Below are 14,387 nucleotides of genomic sequence, written 5' to 3'. Positions count from 1 at the left end.
GGGCACCATGACTGCACTCCCTCGGCACGTACCTTCCAGCACCTCCCTGCACGGCGCACAGTGGCACCGCAGCAGCCGCAGCAACGGCATGAACAACTGCGTGGAGACAGCCTCGCTCGCTTCAGGGCCGAAGCAGGGGCTGCTCGCCGTGCGCGATTCGAAGAACACGGCAGGGCCCGCCCTGCTCTTCTCGTCCGCCACATGGGAGGCCTTCGTCCACGGCCTGAGGTGACTACCGTGGCGCGGCGCGGCTGATCACTCGTACGGCATCGGCGATCTGCGCGTCGTCGAGGTCCGCGCGGGCGGTCAGCCGCAGCCGCGAGATGCCGTCGGGCACCGACGGCGGGCGGAAACAGCCGACGGCCAGACCCGCGCCCCGGCAGTCGGCGGCCCACCGCACGGCCGCTTCCGGTGACGGCGCCCGTACGGAGACGACGGCGGCGTCCGGACGTACCGCCGAAAGCCCTTCCGCCGTAAGGCGTTCATGCAGCTCGGCCGCCACCGCCCGCGCCCTGGCGGCACGCTCGGGCTCCCTGCGCAGCAGCCGCAGCGCGGCCAGCGCCGCACCCGCGGCGGCCGGGGCGAGCCCCGTGTCGAAGATGAACGTGCGGGCAGCGTTGACCAGATGGTCGATGACCTTGGCGGGACCCAGGACCGCGCCGCCCTGGCTGCCGAAGGACTTCGAGAGGGTGACCGTGGCCACCGTATGGGCGGTGCCCGCGAGCCCGGCCGCCTGCGGGGCGCCCCGCCCGCCGTCGCCGAGCACCCCCAGACCGTGCGCGTCGTCGACGATGAGACCGGCCCCGAACTCCGTACAAACGGAAGCAAGTTCGGTGAGTGAAGCCGCGTCGCCGTCGACCGAGAAGACGGTGTCCGAGACGACGACAGCGGGACCCGGGTGACCGTCCAGCGTCTTGCGCACCGCTTCGGTGTCGGCGTGCGGCACCACCTGCGTCGTACCGCGCGCGAGGCGGCAGCCGTCGATGAGCGAGGCGTGGTTGCCCGCGTCCGAGACGATCAGCGAGCCGTGCGGGGCCAGGGCCGTGACCGCGGCGAGGTTCGCGGCATATCCGGAGGAAAGGACCAGAGCCGCCTCGAAGCCGCAGAACTCGGCGAGTTCGCGTTCGAGTTCCGTGTGCAGTTCGATGGTGCCCGTGACCAGACGCGAGCCGGTGGCCCCGCCGCCCCAGCGCCGGGCCGCGGCCGCCGCGCCCTCGGTGATCTCGGGGTGCCTGGCCAGGCCCAGGTAATCGTTGCTCGCCAGGTCGAGGAGGCCGCCGGCGTCGGCGGGGCGGGGGCGCAGGGTGCGCGCGAGTCCGGCCTGTGCGCGCAGGCTCGCCTGCTCGTCGATCCAGTCGAACGGCGAGCTCGCCATGGGGTTCCTCCGGGTCGTAAGGACTGGCCGTTTTGTAGACAGTGCACAGACCCTAGCCGTCCGGCCACCGGGCCAGGATGTGGCAATACCCACACCTCTCAGCGTTTCTGTTGTGCGAAGTCTCCTTGGAAAGGGAGCCTCTCGTACGTAAGGATCGGCGCCATGGATCTGCTGAACACGCTGGTGGACAAGGGGCTTCGGCGCGAGCTGCCGACCCGCGAAGAGGCGCTGGCCGTATTGGCCACCTCCGACGACGAACTGCTCGACGTGGTCGCCGCCGCCGGGAAGGTACGGCGGCAGTGGTTCGGGCGACGGGTGAAACTCAACTATCTGGTCAACCTCAAGTCGGGTCTCTGCCCGGAGGACTGTTCGTACTGCTCCCAGCGTCTGGGCTCGACGGCAGGCATCCTCAAGTACACCTGGCTCAAGCCCGACGAGGCCTCGCAGGCCGCGGCGGCCGGTGTGGCGGGCGGCGCCAAGCGGGTCTGCCTGGTCGCGAGCGGCCGCGGGCCGACCGACCGTGACGTCGACCGCGTCTCGCAGACCATCGAGGCGATCAAGGAGCAGAACGAAGGCATCGAGGTGTGCGCGTGCCTCGGGCTGCTCTCCGCGGGCCAGGCGGACAAACTGCGCACGGCGGGCGCGGACGCGTACAACCACAATCTCAATACGTCCGAGGCGACGTACGGCGAGATCACCACGACCCACACGTACGCCGACCGCGTAGACACCGTGCAGCAGGCGCAGGCCGCGGGCCTCTCCGCCTGTTCGGGGCTGATCGCGGGCATGGGCGAGACGGACGAGGACCTGGTGGACGTGGTCTACGCCCTGCGCGACCTCGACTCCGATTCCGTGCCGGTCAACTTCCTGATCCCCTTCGAGGGCACCCCGCTGGCCAAGGAGTGGAACCTCACCCCGCAGCGCTGCCTGCGCATCCTGGCCATGGTCCGTTTCGTCTGCCCCGACGTGGAGGTGCGCATCGCGGGCGGCCGCGAGGTGCACCTGCGCTCGATGCAGCCCCTGGGCCTGCACCTGGCCAACTCGATCTTCCTGGGCGACTACCTGACCAGTGAGGGCCAGGCCGGCCAGACCGACCTGGACATGATCGCGGACGCCGGTTTCGAGGTCGAGGGCGCCGGCACGGTGACGCTGCCGGAGCACCGCGCGGACGCCATCGCGGCGGCCGGGTGCGGGTCGCACGGCGGGGGCGGCTGCGGTTCGCACGGAGAGAGTGGGGGCGGCTGCGGGCCGTGCGGTTCTCCGGAGCCCGCGGCGTCCTCTGTGCCCGCGCAGGCCGAGGCCGCCGGGGACGAGACGTCCGAGGTGCGCACCGACCTGGTGGCCGTGCGCCGCCGGGGCGCGGGAACGGATCTGGCGCCCAATGCCTGATCTCACCGGCCTCTCGGTGCCCGAACTGCTCGACCTGGACCGCCGCCACGTGTGGCATCCCTACGGCCCGATGCCCGGCCGCCAGGAGCCCCTGGTCGTCGAGTCGGCGAGCGGCGTACGGCTGCGACTCGCGGGCACCGGCGGCGAGTTGGTCGACGGCATGTCGTCCTGGTGGTCGGCGATCCACGGCTACAACCACCCCGTCCTCAACGACGCGGTACGCGGCCAGTTGGAGCGGATGAGCCATGTCATGTTCGGCGGGCTCACCCACGAGCCCGCCGTCCGCCTGGCGAAACAGCTCGTCGACATGGCGCCCGACGGTCTCGAGCACGTCTTCCTCGCCGACTCCGGATCGGTGTCGGTCGAGGTCGCGGTCAAGATGTGCCTCCAGCACTGGCGCTCGCTCGGCCGCCCCGAGAAGCGGCGGATGATGACCTGGCGCGGCGGCTATCACGGGGACACCTGGCAGCCCATGTCGGTGTGCGACCCCGAGGGCGGCATGCACGAGCTGTGGCAGGGAGCGCTGCCCCGGCAGGTGTTCGCGGACGCGCCGCCCGCGGGGTACGAGGCGTACGACGACACGTACGCCGACCATCTGCGTGAGGTCATCGGGCGTCACGCCGACGAACTGGCCGGCGTGATCGTGGAGCCGGTGGTGCAGGGCGCGGGCGGTATGCGGTTCCACTCCCCCGCCTATCTGCGGGTCTTGCGGGAGGCCTGCGACGAGCACGACGTGCTGCTCGTGTTCGACGAGATCGCCACCGGGTTCGGCCGTACGGGCGCGCTGTTCGGCGCGGACCACGCGGGCGTCACGCCCGATGTGATGTGCCTGGGCAAGGCGCTGACCGGCGGCTATATGACGCTGGCGGCCACGCTGTGCACCTCGCGGGTCGCGGACGGCATTTCGCGGGGCGAGGTGCCGGTCCTGGCCCACGGCCCGACGTTCATGGGCAATCCGCTGGCCGCGGCGGTGGCCTGTGCCTCGATCGAGCTGCTGCTCGGGCAGGACTGGCAGACCGAGGTCAAGCGCATCGAGACTGGCCTGCGCGGCACGCTCGCCGAGGCGGCCGGGTTGCCGGGCGTGCGGGACGTACGGGTGCTCGGCGCGATCGGCGTGGTGCAGCTGGACCACGAGGTGGACATGGCGGCGGCCACGCGCGCCGCGACGCGCGAGGGGGTGTGGGTACGGCCGTTTCGCGACCTCATCTACACGATGCCGCCGTTCATCACGAGCGACGACGACGTGGCACGGATCGGTCGCGCGGTGTGCGCGGCGGCGAAGGAAGGCTGAGCAGACATGACGGTCATCGTGGTGTCCGGAACCGGCACCGAGATCGGCAAGACGGTCACGACGGCCGCCGTGGCCGCCCTCGCGCTCGCCGCGGGGCGCAGTGTCGCGGTGCTCAAGCCCGCGCAGACGGGGGTGGCGCCCGGTGAGCCGGGCGACGCGGAAGAGGTGACGCGCCTCGCGGGCGACAAGGTCACCACCCTCGAACTCGCCCGCTTCCCGGAGCCGTTGGCGCCGAACACCGCGGCGCGGCGGGCGGGCATGGCACAGGTCCGTCCGTTCGAAGTGGCGGAGGCGGCAGGGAAGTTGGCGGCCGGGCACGATCTGGTCCTGATCGAGGGCGCGGGCGGGCTGCTCGTGCACTACGACGACGAGGGCGCCACCCTCGCCGACGCGGCCCGCATCCTCACGGCGCCGGTCCTGGTGGCCGCTCCGGCGGGCCTCGGCACCCTGAACGCCACGGCACTCACCGCGGAGGCCCTGCGCGCCCGCGACCTGACCCCGCTGGGCGTCACCGTGGGCAGCTGGCCGACCGCGCCGGATCTGGCGTCCCGCTGCAACCTCGCGGACCTGCCGAAGGCCGCGGGCGCGCCGCTCCTGGGCGCGATCCCGGAGGGCGCGGGCACGCTCACGCCCTCCGACTTCCGCGCACGGGCCGGGGGCTGGCTGGGGCCGGACCTCGGGGGCACCTGGGACAGTGCGGCGTTCACGGCGGCGGAGGCACCGGCGGCGCGGGAGGGCTGAGACACGGCAGGGGGCGGCTTCGGTCCCGTACGGCTTCGGTCCCGCACGGCTTCGGACGAGCGCGCCTCAGTGCACGGTCCTCGCCCCGCCCGCGAACGCACTGCTCACGGGCACCCTCCGCAGCGCCGGGGGTGCCCGTAAGCCGTGCACTCGCGGGCCGCCACAGGGGGGAAAGCGCTGTCGGCGGGGCACCATTGCGGTAACCGCTCGCCCCGTCGAGGAGGGTCCATGTCACCTCGCTCCGCCAAGGCCGCGTCCCGAGACGCCGTGCACCATCCCGTTTTCGCCCGTTTCTATGCCCGCCAGAGCGTGGCCGCCGAGCCCGTGGTGGCCACGTTCCGCAAAGTGCTCCTCGGTGGTCTGTCCGGTCGGGTGATCGAGGTCGGCGCGGGGAACGGGCTGAACTTCGCGCACTATCCGACGGCGGTGTCCGAGGTCGTGGCCATCGAACCGGAGCGCTCCCTGCGGCAGCTTGCCGCGTCCGCCGCCGTGCGGGCCGACGTGCCGGTCGACGTCGTGCCCGGCGCCGCCGAGGCGCTGCCCGTCAAGAGCGAGGCCTTCGACGGCGCCGTGGCCTCGCTGGTGCTGTGCAGCGTGCGCGACGTGCCCCGTGCCCTCGCCGAACTGCGGCGTGTCCTGCGCCCCGGCGGCGAGTTGCGGTTCTTCGAGCACGGCGTGGCGCCGGGCCCGGCCATGGCGACCGCGCAGCGCGCCCTGGACCGCACGCTGTGGCCCCTGTTCTTCGGCGGCTGTCACGTCTCGCGGGACACGGTGGCCGCCCTGCGTGCCGCCGGCTTCGAACTCGGCCCGTACAGGCGGCTGTTGGTGCCCCCCAAGGGTCCGCGGCTGCCCTCTTCGTACTGCGTGCTCGGCACGGCACGACGGCCGGAGAGCGACTGACCGGCGGCGGGGCGGGTCTCAGATGGCCTGCGTGAGGTTGACCGCGTTGCCGTCCGGGTCCTTGATGTGCGCGACGCGCTGCCCCCACGGCATGTCGTTGGCCGGCCCGAGCGTCTCGCCGCCGAGGGAATCCACCCGCTCGAGCAGGTCGTCCACGGCATCCACCGCCACGCTCAGGACAATGCGCTGCGGTGTGTCCGGCGGCACGCTCGTGTCCGACACGACGCCCAGTTCCGAGTCGCCGATGCGCAGGTCCACGAAGAAGGCGGGCCCCTCCTCCGGAGTCCTCGACACCTCCCGGGCCCCGAGCAGCTCCCGGTAGAAACGCAGCAGGCGGTCGAGATCAGGGGTGATGATCATCGGCAGGATGGCGGCGGGCATGGGCGTCCTCCTGGAGTGCGGCTCTCTCGCCCCCGAACCTATCGTCGCCGGGTGATGCCAGGAGCCAGCCGGGCGATGCCAGAAGCTAGAGGCTCCACTTCCGCAGTTCGTCCGCGATGGCCCGCACGCTCGCGCCGTCCTCCTTCACCAGACGGGCCAGTTCGCGCACCTGCTCGGGCGAGGTGACGACCTTCATGCCGCTGGCGACCAGATAGGCGTACGCGACGGACGAGGCGAACAGGGCGTTGGAGCGTTCCAGGGCGGGGACGTGCAGGAGCAGCTGGAGCAGGGCAGCCGCGCGGTCGTGCGGACTTTCGTAGACGGGCACGCCGAATATCTCCGCCTCGTGCCGGCTGACGGCGGCCACCAGGGCTCCCCAGTCGGTGACCTGCGGGTCTCCGGGCGTCTTGTGTTCGGCGATCATCAGAAGCCAGGCAAGATCGATTCTGAGGTTCAAGGGCTAACGTCGACCCTCGCGCTCGGGACCGAACTCTTCGGCGAAAACGGATTCGTACTGCTTCATGAAATCCGCGGCGGCCTCGACGAAAGTGTGGCCGACTTCGCCGGCGTCCTGTTTCACCAGTTCTTCGATGTAGCGGTTCACGCTCATCCCGCGGGCGAGCGCGCGCTCGCGTGCGGCCCGGGCGGTGCCTTCGTCCACGCGCACATTCAGCTGGGTCTTCGCCATTCCCTCAAGCTAGCGCTGTAGCGCTAGCACCGACAAGAGGGCGCGGGAGGGCGCACAGGCGCACCGGGCGGCCGGGCGAGCACCGGTCCATTGCCCCTTACACGCGGATCGGGTTCACGACCTCGGAGGGATACCGACACCCGCACCGGCCCTCTACTCTCGGCAGAATCAAGGGAGTTGGAACGGCCACGACCCGGGAGGCGGCCTTGTCCACACCTGCTTCTGCACCGGCCACAGGCCTCGCGGAGCCCGACGGGGTCGCCGCGCGCGCCCGCGCCCTGACCAAGGCGTACGGCTCCGGCGAGACCGCCGTGCTCGCCCTCGACTCGGTCGACGTGGACATCGCACGCGGCCGTTTCACGGCGGTCATGGGCCCGTCCGGTTCGGGCAAGTCCACGCTCATGCATCTGCTCGCCGGGCTCGACACGGTCTCCGCGGGTCAGGTGTGGCTGGGCGACACCGAGATCACGGGGCTCAAGGAGCGCGAACTGACGCAGCTGCGGCGGGACCGCATCGGCTTCATGTTCCAGTCCTTCAACCTCATCCCCACCCTCAACGCCCTCGAGAACATCACGCTGCCGATGGACATCGCGGGCCAGCGCCCCGACGCCGAGTGGCTTCAGTACGTCATCGAGACGCTCGGCCTGCGCGACCGCCTCAAACACCGGCCCGCCCAACTCTCCGGCGGCCAGCAGCAGCGGGTGGCCTGCGCGCGGGCGCTCGCCTCGCGCCCCGAGCTGATCTTCGCGGACGAGCCGACCGGCAACCTCGACTCACGGGCCGGTCTCGAAGTCCTCGGCTTCCTGCGCGACGCCGTGGACAAGCTGGAGCAGACCGTCGTCATGGTCACCCACGACCCGGGCGCGGCCGCCCACGCCGATCTCGTGCTCTTCCTCGCCGACGGCAGGATCGTCGACGAGATGCGGCGTCCGACGGCCGATTCGGTCCTGGAACGCCTCAAACGGTTCGACGTGTTGCACGCCAAGCCGCAGGAGGGCCACCCCGAAGGAGACGGCGCCCGGAGCGTCGGCGCCGACAGCAAGCCGGACCAGGACTGAGAAGGAGCGCGGCCATGCTGAAGGCGACGCTCCGCAGCTTCCTCGCGCACAAGGGCAGGCTGCTGCTCTCCGCCCTCGCCGTCATCCTCTCGGTGGCGTTCGTCGCGGGCAGCCTCATCTTCTCGGACACGGTGGCCCGCACCTTCGACCGGCTCTTCGCCTCGACGTCCGCCGATGTGACCGTCGAGCCGAAGGAGGACCTCGACGAGGCGGTGCCGTCGGGGCAGACGCCGACGATCCCCGCGCGGCTCGCGGGGCGTGTGGCGAAGGTCGACGGGGTCGCCAAGGCCCGCCTCGACGCGGCCGTCGAGAACATCACGGTCGTCGACAGCAAGAACGACCCGGTGGGCCCCACCACCGGCGCCCCCACCATCGCCACCAACTGGCAGGTCACCGACCGCAGCCCCGTCGAGCTGACCTCGGGGCACGCCCCGCGCGGCAGGGACCAGGCGCTGCTCGACAAGGACACGGCCGACAAGAAGGACGTGAAGATCGGCGACACCCTCACGGTGCTCGCCGCGCCCGGCTCGTTCAAGGTCAGGGTCGTCGGCATCGTCACCTTCACCACCACCAACCCCGGCGCGGCCCTGGTCTTCCTGGACACGCCGACCGCGCAGCGCGAACTCCTGGGCAGCAGGGCCAAGGCGACGGGCATCTCGGTGGAGGCCGCGTCCGGCGTGAGCGACACCGAGCTGAAGCGCCGTATCGCCGCCGAACTGGGCTCGGGCTACGACCTGAAGACCGCCGACGAACAGGCCGAATCGGCGGCGTCCGACCTCGGCGGGTTCCTGGACGTCATCAAGTACGTGATGCTCGGCTTCGCCGGGATAGCCGTCCTGGTGGGCGTCTTCCTGATCGTCAACACCTTCTCGATGCTGATCGCGCAGCGCACCCGCGAACTGGGCCTGCTTCGCGCGCTCGGCGCCGACCGCAGGCAGGTCCGCCGCTCCGTTCTCACCGAGGCGGTCCTGCTCGGCGTGGTCGGTTCGACGGTCGGCCTCGCGGCGGGCATCGGGCTGGCGGCCGGGCTCATCGAGCTGATGGGCGTCTTCGGGATGAACCTGAAGTCCACCGAGATGGTCATCGGGTGGGCAACTCCCGTCGCCTCGTACGTCGTCGGGGTGGGCGTCACGTTCGTCGCCGCGTATCTTCCGGCGCGGCGCGCCGCCCAGGTGTCGCCGATGGCGGCGCTCGCCGACGCGGAGATCGCGGGCACGGGGCGGCCGTTGCGGATCCGCGCGACGGTCGGCCTGGTTGTGGGGGCTGCGGGCGCCGCCGCCCTGGTGGGCTGCGCCACCTCGGAGGACACCTCGACGTCGGCGTCCCTGCTCGGGCTCGGCATCGTCCTGACCCTGATCGCCACCGTCATCGCGGGGCCGCTCCTGGTCCGCCCGGTGATCCGGGTGCTCGGCGGCGCGTTCCCGGCCGTGTTCGGCTCGGTCGGCCGGATGAGCCAGCGCAACGCCCTGCGCAATCCGCGCCGTACGGGCGCCACGGCCGCCGCGCTGATGGTGGGGCTCGCCCTGGTGAGCGGCATGTCGGTGGCGAGCGCGTCGATGACCAAGTCGTTCGACGAACAGATCGACAAGACGCTGGGCGCCGACTTCGTCGTACAGAACAGCAACTTCATGCCGTTCGCGCGGGAGATCACCGAGAAGGTGCGGGACACCGACGGCGCCGGGCTCGTCGTGCGTCAGCGGTTCGCGCCCGTGAAGGTGTCCATGCCGGACGGCAAGAGCGTGGAGACGACCGCGGCGGGCTATGACCCGCGCCTGGACGACGTCGCCCGCGTCACGTACGTCACGGGCGACACCAAGCGGGCCCTTTCCCCCGGAAACATCGCCATGCAGCGGGACTTCGCGCGGGACCACAAGGTGCGGACCGGCTCGAAGCTTCCCGTGGAGTTCCCCGGCGGGCGCAAGACGGTGCTGACGGTGGGCGCGCTCACCGACCAGCCCGGAGCGGAGGGGTTCGGCGTCGAGGGCGGGCTCTTCCTCGGCCTGGCGACGGTCGAGGAGTTCGTGCCCGGCGGGCAGGACTCCGCGCTGTACGTGAACGCGGCCCCCGGCACGAGCGACGACACCCTGCGCGACCGCCTGGAGAAGACCCTCGATCCGTATCCGCAGGTGCAGGTCCGCGACCAGGCCGACTACAAGGAACTGATCCGCGAGCAGATCGCCGTGATGCTCTACCTCGTCTACGCGCTGCTCGGCCTGGCGATCATCATCGCGGTCCTCGGCGTGGTCAACACCCTGGCCCTGTCGGTCGTCGAGCGCACCCGCGAGATCGGGCTCCTTCGTGCCATCGGGCTGGCCCGGCGCCAGCTGCGCCGGATGATCCGCCTGGAGTCGGTGGTGATCGCGGTGTTCGGTGCGCTGCTCGGGCTCGTGCTCGGTCTGGTGTGGGGCGTCGCAGCCCAGCAGGTGCTTGCCCTGCAAGGCATGACGGCGTTCGCGATCCCCTGGACGACGGTGATCGCGGTCCTCGTCGGATCGGTGCTCGTGGGCCTGGCGGCGGCGCTGCTTCCGGCGTTGCGCGCGTCGCGCATGAACGTGCTGGCGGCCATCGCGCATGAGTGATGGAGTGGGGCGGGCCGCGCCCAACTGGCTCTACTTCTGAGGAGAGTTCATGGCCCGCCCGTTCCGTTTCGGCGTCAACATGGTCACCCCTTGCACCGGGGACGAGTGGCGGGTGAAGTGCGCTCGCGCCGAGCAACTCGGCTACGACGTCGTCCTGGTGGCGGACCACATCGGCATGCCCGCTCCGTTCCCCGCGGTCGTGGCCGCGGCCGAGGCCACCGAGCATCCCCGGGTCGGCACGTTCGTCCTGAACGCCGGGTTCTGGAACCCGACGCTGCTCGCCCGGGAGATCGCGACCACGGACGCGCTCACGGACGGACGCTTCGAGCTGGGCCTGGGCACCGGGTACGTACGGGCGGAACACGACCTGGCGGGCCTGCCCTGGGGGACGCCGGGTGAGCGCGTGGCCCATCTGCGGCGCACCATAAGGGAGTTGGACCGACTCCTCGCCTCCGACGACTTCCGGCCGCGTCCCGCGCAGCGGCCCCGCCCGCCCCTGCTGGTCGGCGGCAACGGCGACCGGATGCTGCGGCTGGCCGCCGAGTACGCCGACATCGCGGCGTTCACCGGCGGACGCGCGGACGCGGACGGCAGACCGACCGTCATCACGGCCGATGACCTGGACGGGCGTGTGGCCGCGTACCGGCGCTTCGCCTCGGCCCGCACCGAACCGGCGGAGCTGAATGTCCTGGTCCAGATGGTCGAGGTGACCGCGGACCGGCGCGCCGCCATCCGCCCCTTCCTCTCCTTCATCCCGCACCTCACCGAGGACGAGGCCCTCGACCTGCCCATCCTCCTCCTCGGCACAGTCGAACAGATGACCGAACAGCTACGCACCCGGCGAGAGCGCTACGGCTTCTCGTACATCACCGTCCTGGAACCCGGCATGGAAACATTCGGCCCGGTCATCGAGCAGCTGCACGGCGAATAGAGAACCCGGTGGCCCGCGGCCAGAGAACTCGGTGGCCCGCGGCTCGTCCGCGTGCTTGGCTCTTGCGCGTGACTGACATGCGCATACGTACGGCCGGCCCGTCCGACGCACGGGACGTGCTCGACTTCTGGGCGGTGGCCGCCGAGGGGACGTCCATCACCGACGACGTCGACGGGGTGAGTAGGCTCATCGCCCGTGATCCCGATGCCCTGATCCTCGCGGAGGCCGACGGGGTCCTCGTGGGCTCCGTCGTGGCCGGTTACGACGGATGGCGGTGCAGTCTGTACCGGCTGGCCGTGCTCCCCTCCCATCGGCGGCAAGGCATCGCATCCGCCCTCCTCGACGCGGCCGACCGGAGGTTCCTCGCCGTGGGAGGCCGCCGCGGGGACGCCATGGTTTTGGACCGCAACGAACAGGCCCACCACGCGTGGCGGGCCGCGGGGTACGCGCCCCAGCCGGAGTGGAGCCGCTGGGTCAAGCGCCTCGGCGACTGAGCGGCCGGGACCGGGGTACCCGTGGTCAATCCGCCGGAGCGGCCTTTGCTGATCCTTTAAAATGGGCGGACCACTCGAACGTGAACGAAAGGTGTGAGCGTCCGCCGATGGGCGAGCCCCCCAGTACCCGACATCGCGCATTCCCCCGGTCCCTGCCCGATCATGGGACGGAGGTGACCCGATGACCGAAGTGCTCCTGCTCCTTGTGGCGGTGCTGCTCTCGCTGGCCTGCGGCGTCTTCGTCGCGGCCGAATTCTCCCTCACGACGGTCGAGCGCAGCGAGCTGGAGCGCGCCTCCGAACGCGGCGAGCGCGGCGCCGCGGGCGCCCTCAAGGCCGTCAAGAACCTCACCTTCCAGCTCTCCGGGGCCCAGCTGGGCATCACCGTCACCAATCTGGTCGTCGGCATGCTCTCCGAGTCCTCCATCGCCAAACTGATCGCCGGCCCGCTGCGCGCCGTCGGCATCCCCTCGTCGGCGTCCTCGTCGATCGCCCTGGTCATCGGCACGGCCCTGTCCACGGTCTTCCTGATGGTCGTCGGCGAGCTGGTCCCCAAGAACTGGGCGATCTCCTCACCGCTGGCCGTCGCCAAACGGGTGGCGACCCCGCAGCGCCTGTTCAGCTCCGCGTTCCGCCCCTTCATCGCCCACCTGAACAACACCGCGAACCGCTCCGTGCGCCGCTTCGGCATCCAGCCCACCGAAGAGCTGGCCTCCGCGCGCAGCCCCAAGGAGCTGGTGGCGCTCGCCCGGCACTCCGCCAAGGAGGGCTCCCTGGAGCCGGACACCGCCGAGCTTTTCGTCCGCACCCTGAACCTCGCCGACCTCACCGCCGAGAACGTGATGACGCCGCGCGTCCAGGTCATGGCCTTGGACGTGATGGCCACCTGCGAGGACGTCGCGAACGCCACCCGCGCCACGGGCCTGTCCCGCTTCCCCGTCTACCGCGGCAGCCTCGACTCGGTCGTCGGCGTCGCGCACATCAAGGACGTCCTGGCCGTACCGGCCGAGCGCAGGGCCCGCTATCCCGTCGCCGAGCTGGTCCGCGAGCCCCTCCTCGTACCGGACACGCTGACCGTCGACCAGCTGCTCGACCGGCTCTCCGGCAAGCGCACGATGGCCGTGGTCATCGACGAGTACGGCGGCACGGCCGGCGTCGCGACCCTGGAGGACATCGTCGAGGAGGTCGTCGGCGAGGTGCGGGACGAGCACGACCCGCACGAGACGCCCGACATCGCCGTCGACGGCAAGGACGACGACGGCCGCACCCGGTACTCCGCCGACGGCTCCGCCCGCACCGACCAGCTGGCCCGCGTCGGCCTGCGCGTGCCCGACGGCCCCTACGAGACCCTCGCCGGACTCGTCGCCACCGAGCTGGGCCGTATCCCGGCCGAGGGCGACAGCCTCGAAGTGAGCGGCTGGCGGCTCGACGTCGTGGACGCCCGCGGCCGCCGCGCGGCCCGCGTCCTGCTGCACGCACCCCTGAACGACGACCACGACGACCGACACGAGGAGGACCGATGATCGCCGTCCAGTTGCTGATCGGCCTGCTGACCCTCGTGGTCAACGGCTTCTTCGTCGGCGCCGAGTTCGCCCTCATCTCCGTACGCAGGAGCCAGATCGAGCCGTACGCCGAAGACGGCGACCGGCGGGCCAAGAGCGTGCTGTGGGGTCTGCAGCACGTCTCCGCGCTGCTCGCCGCCGCCCAGCTCGGCATCACACTGTGCACCCTGGTGCTCGGCATCGTCGCCGAACCCGCGATCGCTCATCTCCTGGAGCCGCTGTTCGACGGGGTCGGGGTGCCGCACGGCCTGGTCCACCCGATCTCGTTCGTCATCGCCCTGACGGTGGCGACGTATCTGCACATGCTGCTCGGCGAGATGGTCCCCAAGAACATCTCGCTGGCCGAACCGGTACGCACGGCACTGCTGCTCGGCCCGCCGCTCGTCGCGATCGCGCGGGCACTGCGCCCGGTGATCTTCGCGATCAACGCCTTCGCCAACGGCCTCCTGAAGCTGCTCAGGGTCGAGGCGAAGGACGAGGTCAGCGCGTCCTTCTCGGACGACGAGCTCGCCCGGATGGTCAAGGACTCCAGTGAAGCGGGCCTGATCGACGACCGCGCCCAGGAGCGGCTGCACGACGCCCTGGAGCTGGGCCGCCGCCCCGTCAGGGATGTTGTGCTTCCGCTGGAGAGCGTGGTCTACGCGCGGGTGGGCGTGACGCCGGAGGAGCTGGAGCGGCTTTCGGCGGAGTCCGGTTTCTCGCGCTTCCCCGTCGTGGACGACGGCCGTCGTATCGTCGGCTATCTGCACGTCAAGGACGCGCTCGACCGCATGCCGCGCGACCTGCCGTTCCGGGTGCCGGACATGCGGAAGATCGCCCAGGTCCGCGAGACCACGCCGCTGGACGACGTCCTGACCGCGATGCGCCGCAGCCGTACGCATGTGGCGGCGGTGCTCGGCTCGGACGGCAGACTGGCCGGCATGGTCACCATGGAGGACGTACTGCGGGAGCTGTTCGGTCAGCCCGTCTGACCGGGCGAGGCCGGCCCGCCCGACCGAG

The 14,387-nt window shown here is 71.3% G+C and carries 15 protein-coding genes; 11 read left to right on the top strand and 4 right to left on the bottom strand.

Annotation, left to right across the window (positions count from 1 at the left end):
* The first annotated feature begins 7 nt into the window (after positions 1–7).
* Positions 8–232 (top strand): DUF397 domain-containing protein, encoded by a 225-nt coding sequence (locus tag ABZ906_RS30620; protein WP_361184891.1) that lies wholly within the window; start codon positions 8–10, stop codon positions 230–232.
* On the opposite strand, the gene ABZ906_RS30615 is transcribed toward ABZ906_RS30620, so the two are convergent.
* Entirely contained in the window at positions 233–1,375 is a 1,143-nt protein-coding gene (locus ABZ906_RS30615) for an 8-amino-7-oxononanoate synthase (protein WP_361388177.1), read from the bottom strand.
* Positions 1,376–1,537: 162 nt separating this feature from the next.
* On the opposite strand from ABZ906_RS30615, the gene bioB reads away from it, so the two are divergent.
* The 4 genes from bioB (at position 1,538) to ABZ906_RS30595 (ending at position 5,696) form a co-directional block, all read left to right on the top strand.
* A complete protein-coding gene (gene bioB, locus ABZ906_RS30610) occupies positions 1,538–2,764 on the top strand; it encodes a biotin synthase BioB (protein ID WP_361388174.1) in 1,227 nt (408 codons plus the stop codon).
* Entirely contained in the window at positions 2,757–4,055 is a 1,299-nt protein-coding gene (locus tag ABZ906_RS30605) for an adenosylmethionine--8-amino-7-oxononanoate transaminase (protein ID WP_361388171.1), read from the top strand. The genes bioB and ABZ906_RS30605 overlap by 8 nt, the downstream gene beginning before the upstream one ends.
* A 6-nt stretch (positions 4,056–4,061) precedes the next feature.
* On the top strand, positions 4,062–4,796 hold the full coding sequence (gene bioD / locus ABZ906_RS30600) for a dethiobiotin synthase (protein ID WP_361388168.1): 735 nt from the start codon (positions 4,062–4,064) through the stop codon (positions 4,794–4,796).
* Between the two features lie 228 nt (positions 4,797–5,024).
* Complete coding sequence (locus tag ABZ906_RS30595) at positions 5,025–5,696, top strand: class I SAM-dependent methyltransferase (RefSeq protein ID WP_361388165.1); 672 nt, start codon at positions 5,025–5,027, stop codon at positions 5,694–5,696.
* 18 nt (positions 5,697–5,714) lie between these two features.
* Here ABZ906_RS30595 and ABZ906_RS30590 read toward each other — a convergent pair whose 3' ends face one another.
* The 3 genes from ABZ906_RS30590 to ABZ906_RS30580 all read right to left on the bottom strand — a co-directional run bounded on the left by ABZ906_RS30590 (position 5,715) and on the right by ABZ906_RS30580 (position 6,765).
* Positions 5,715–6,077, bottom strand: a complete 363-nt coding sequence (locus ABZ906_RS30590; protein WP_361184907.1) for a VOC family protein — start codon at positions 6,075–6,077, stop codon at positions 5,715–5,717.
* Positions 6,078–6,162: 85 nt separating this feature from the next.
* Positions 6,163–6,534, bottom strand: a complete 372-nt coding sequence (locus ABZ906_RS30585) for a fic family toxin-antitoxin system, toxin component (RefSeq protein WP_361184909.1) — start codon at positions 6,532–6,534, stop codon at positions 6,163–6,165.
* A 3-nt stretch (positions 6,535–6,537) separates the two neighbouring features.
* A complete protein-coding gene (locus tag ABZ906_RS30580; RefSeq protein ID WP_190078868.1) occupies positions 6,538–6,765 on the bottom strand; it encodes an antitoxin in 228 nt (75 codons plus the stop codon).
* A 206-nt stretch (positions 6,766–6,971) separates the two neighbouring features.
* Between ABZ906_RS30580 and ABZ906_RS30575 the strand changes: the two genes are divergently transcribed.
* The 6 genes from ABZ906_RS30575 to ABZ906_RS30550 all read left to right on the top strand — a co-directional run bounded on the left by ABZ906_RS30575 (position 6,972) and on the right by ABZ906_RS30550 (position 14,359).
* Entirely contained in the window at positions 6,972–7,823 is an 852-nt protein-coding gene (locus ABZ906_RS30575; RefSeq protein WP_361388162.1) for an ABC transporter ATP-binding protein, read from the top strand.
* A 14-nt stretch (positions 7,824–7,837) separates the two neighbouring features.
* Entirely contained in the window at positions 7,838–10,402 is a 2,565-nt protein-coding gene (locus ABZ906_RS30570; RefSeq protein WP_361388159.1) for an FtsX-like permease family protein, read from the top strand.
* A gap of 49 nt (positions 10,403–10,451) precedes the next feature.
* Positions 10,452–11,333 (top strand): TIGR03621 family F420-dependent LLM class oxidoreductase, encoded by an 882-nt coding sequence (locus ABZ906_RS30565; RefSeq protein ID WP_361388156.1) that lies wholly within the window; start codon positions 10,452–10,454, stop codon positions 11,331–11,333.
* A gap of 68 nt (positions 11,334–11,401) precedes the next feature.
* Positions 11,402–11,827, top strand: coding sequence for a GNAT family N-acetyltransferase (locus tag ABZ906_RS30560; protein ID WP_361184919.1), 426 nt, complete (start codon positions 11,402–11,404; stop codon positions 11,825–11,827).
* A 181-nt stretch (positions 11,828–12,008) separates the two neighbouring features.
* On the top strand, positions 12,009–13,349 hold the full coding sequence (locus tag ABZ906_RS30555) for a hemolysin family protein (protein ID WP_361388153.1): 1,341 nt from the start codon (positions 12,009–12,011) through the stop codon (positions 13,347–13,349).
* On the top strand, positions 13,346–14,359 hold the full coding sequence (locus ABZ906_RS30550) for a hemolysin family protein (RefSeq protein WP_361184924.1): 1,014 nt from the start codon (positions 13,346–13,348) through the stop codon (positions 14,357–14,359). Before ABZ906_RS30555 ends, ABZ906_RS30550 begins: the two co-directional genes overlap by 4 nt.
* Positions 14,360–14,387: the final 28 nt, after the last annotated feature.

Source organism: Streptomyces sp. NPDC046925 (assembly GCF_040644915.1).
In the GTDB taxonomy this organism is placed as follows: domain Bacteria; phylum Actinomycetota; class Actinomycetes; order Streptomycetales; family Streptomycetaceae; genus Streptomyces.
Note: the sequence above shows the minus strand (reverse complement) of the source record. Positions and strands in the feature narration are given on the sequence as shown.

What these genes read in the sequence shown, in the direction of transcription:
- ABZ906_RS30580 (WP_190078868.1), bottom strand. Translation starts at nt 6,765, where the DNA reads ATGGCGAAGACCCAGCTGAATGTGCGCGTGGACGAAGGCACCGCCCGG.
- ABZ906_RS30590 (WP_361184907.1), bottom strand. Translation starts at nt 6,077, where the DNA reads ATGCCCGCCGCCATCCTGCCGATGATCATCACCCCTGATCTCGACCGC.
- ABZ906_RS30550 (WP_361184924.1), top strand. Translation starts at nt 13,346, where the DNA reads ATGATCGCCGTCCAGTTGCTGATCGGCCTGCTGACCCTCGTGGTCAAC.
- ABZ906_RS30570 (WP_361388159.1), top strand. Translation starts at nt 7,838, where the DNA reads ATGCTGAAGGCGACGCTCCGCAGCTTCCTCGCGCACAAGGGCAGGCTG.
- bioB (WP_361388174.1), top strand. Translation starts at nt 1,538, where the DNA reads ATGGATCTGCTGAACACGCTGGTGGACAAGGGGCTTCGGCGCGAGCTG.
- ABZ906_RS30595 (WP_361388165.1), top strand. Translation starts at nt 5,025, where the DNA reads ATGTCACCTCGCTCCGCCAAGGCCGCGTCCCGAGACGCCGTGCACCAT.
- bioD (WP_361388168.1), top strand. Translation starts at nt 4,062, where the DNA reads ATGACGGTCATCGTGGTGTCCGGAACCGGCACCGAGATCGGCAAGACG.
- ABZ906_RS30605 (WP_361388171.1), top strand. Translation starts at nt 2,757, where the DNA reads ATGCCTGATCTCACCGGCCTCTCGGTGCCCGAACTGCTCGACCTGGAC.
- ABZ906_RS30565 (WP_361388156.1), top strand. Translation starts at nt 10,452, where the DNA reads ATGGCCCGCCCGTTCCGTTTCGGCGTCAACATGGTCACCCCTTGCACC.
- ABZ906_RS30620 (WP_361184891.1), top strand. Translation starts at nt 8, where the DNA reads ATGACTGCACTCCCTCGGCACGTACCTTCCAGCACCTCCCTGCACGGC.
- ABZ906_RS30555 (WP_361388153.1), top strand. Translation starts at nt 12,009, where the DNA reads ATGACCGAAGTGCTCCTGCTCCTTGTGGCGGTGCTGCTCTCGCTGGCC.
- ABZ906_RS30615 (WP_361388177.1), bottom strand. Translation starts at nt 1,375, where the DNA reads ATGGCGAGCTCGCCGTTCGACTGGATCGACGAGCAGGCGAGCCTGCGC.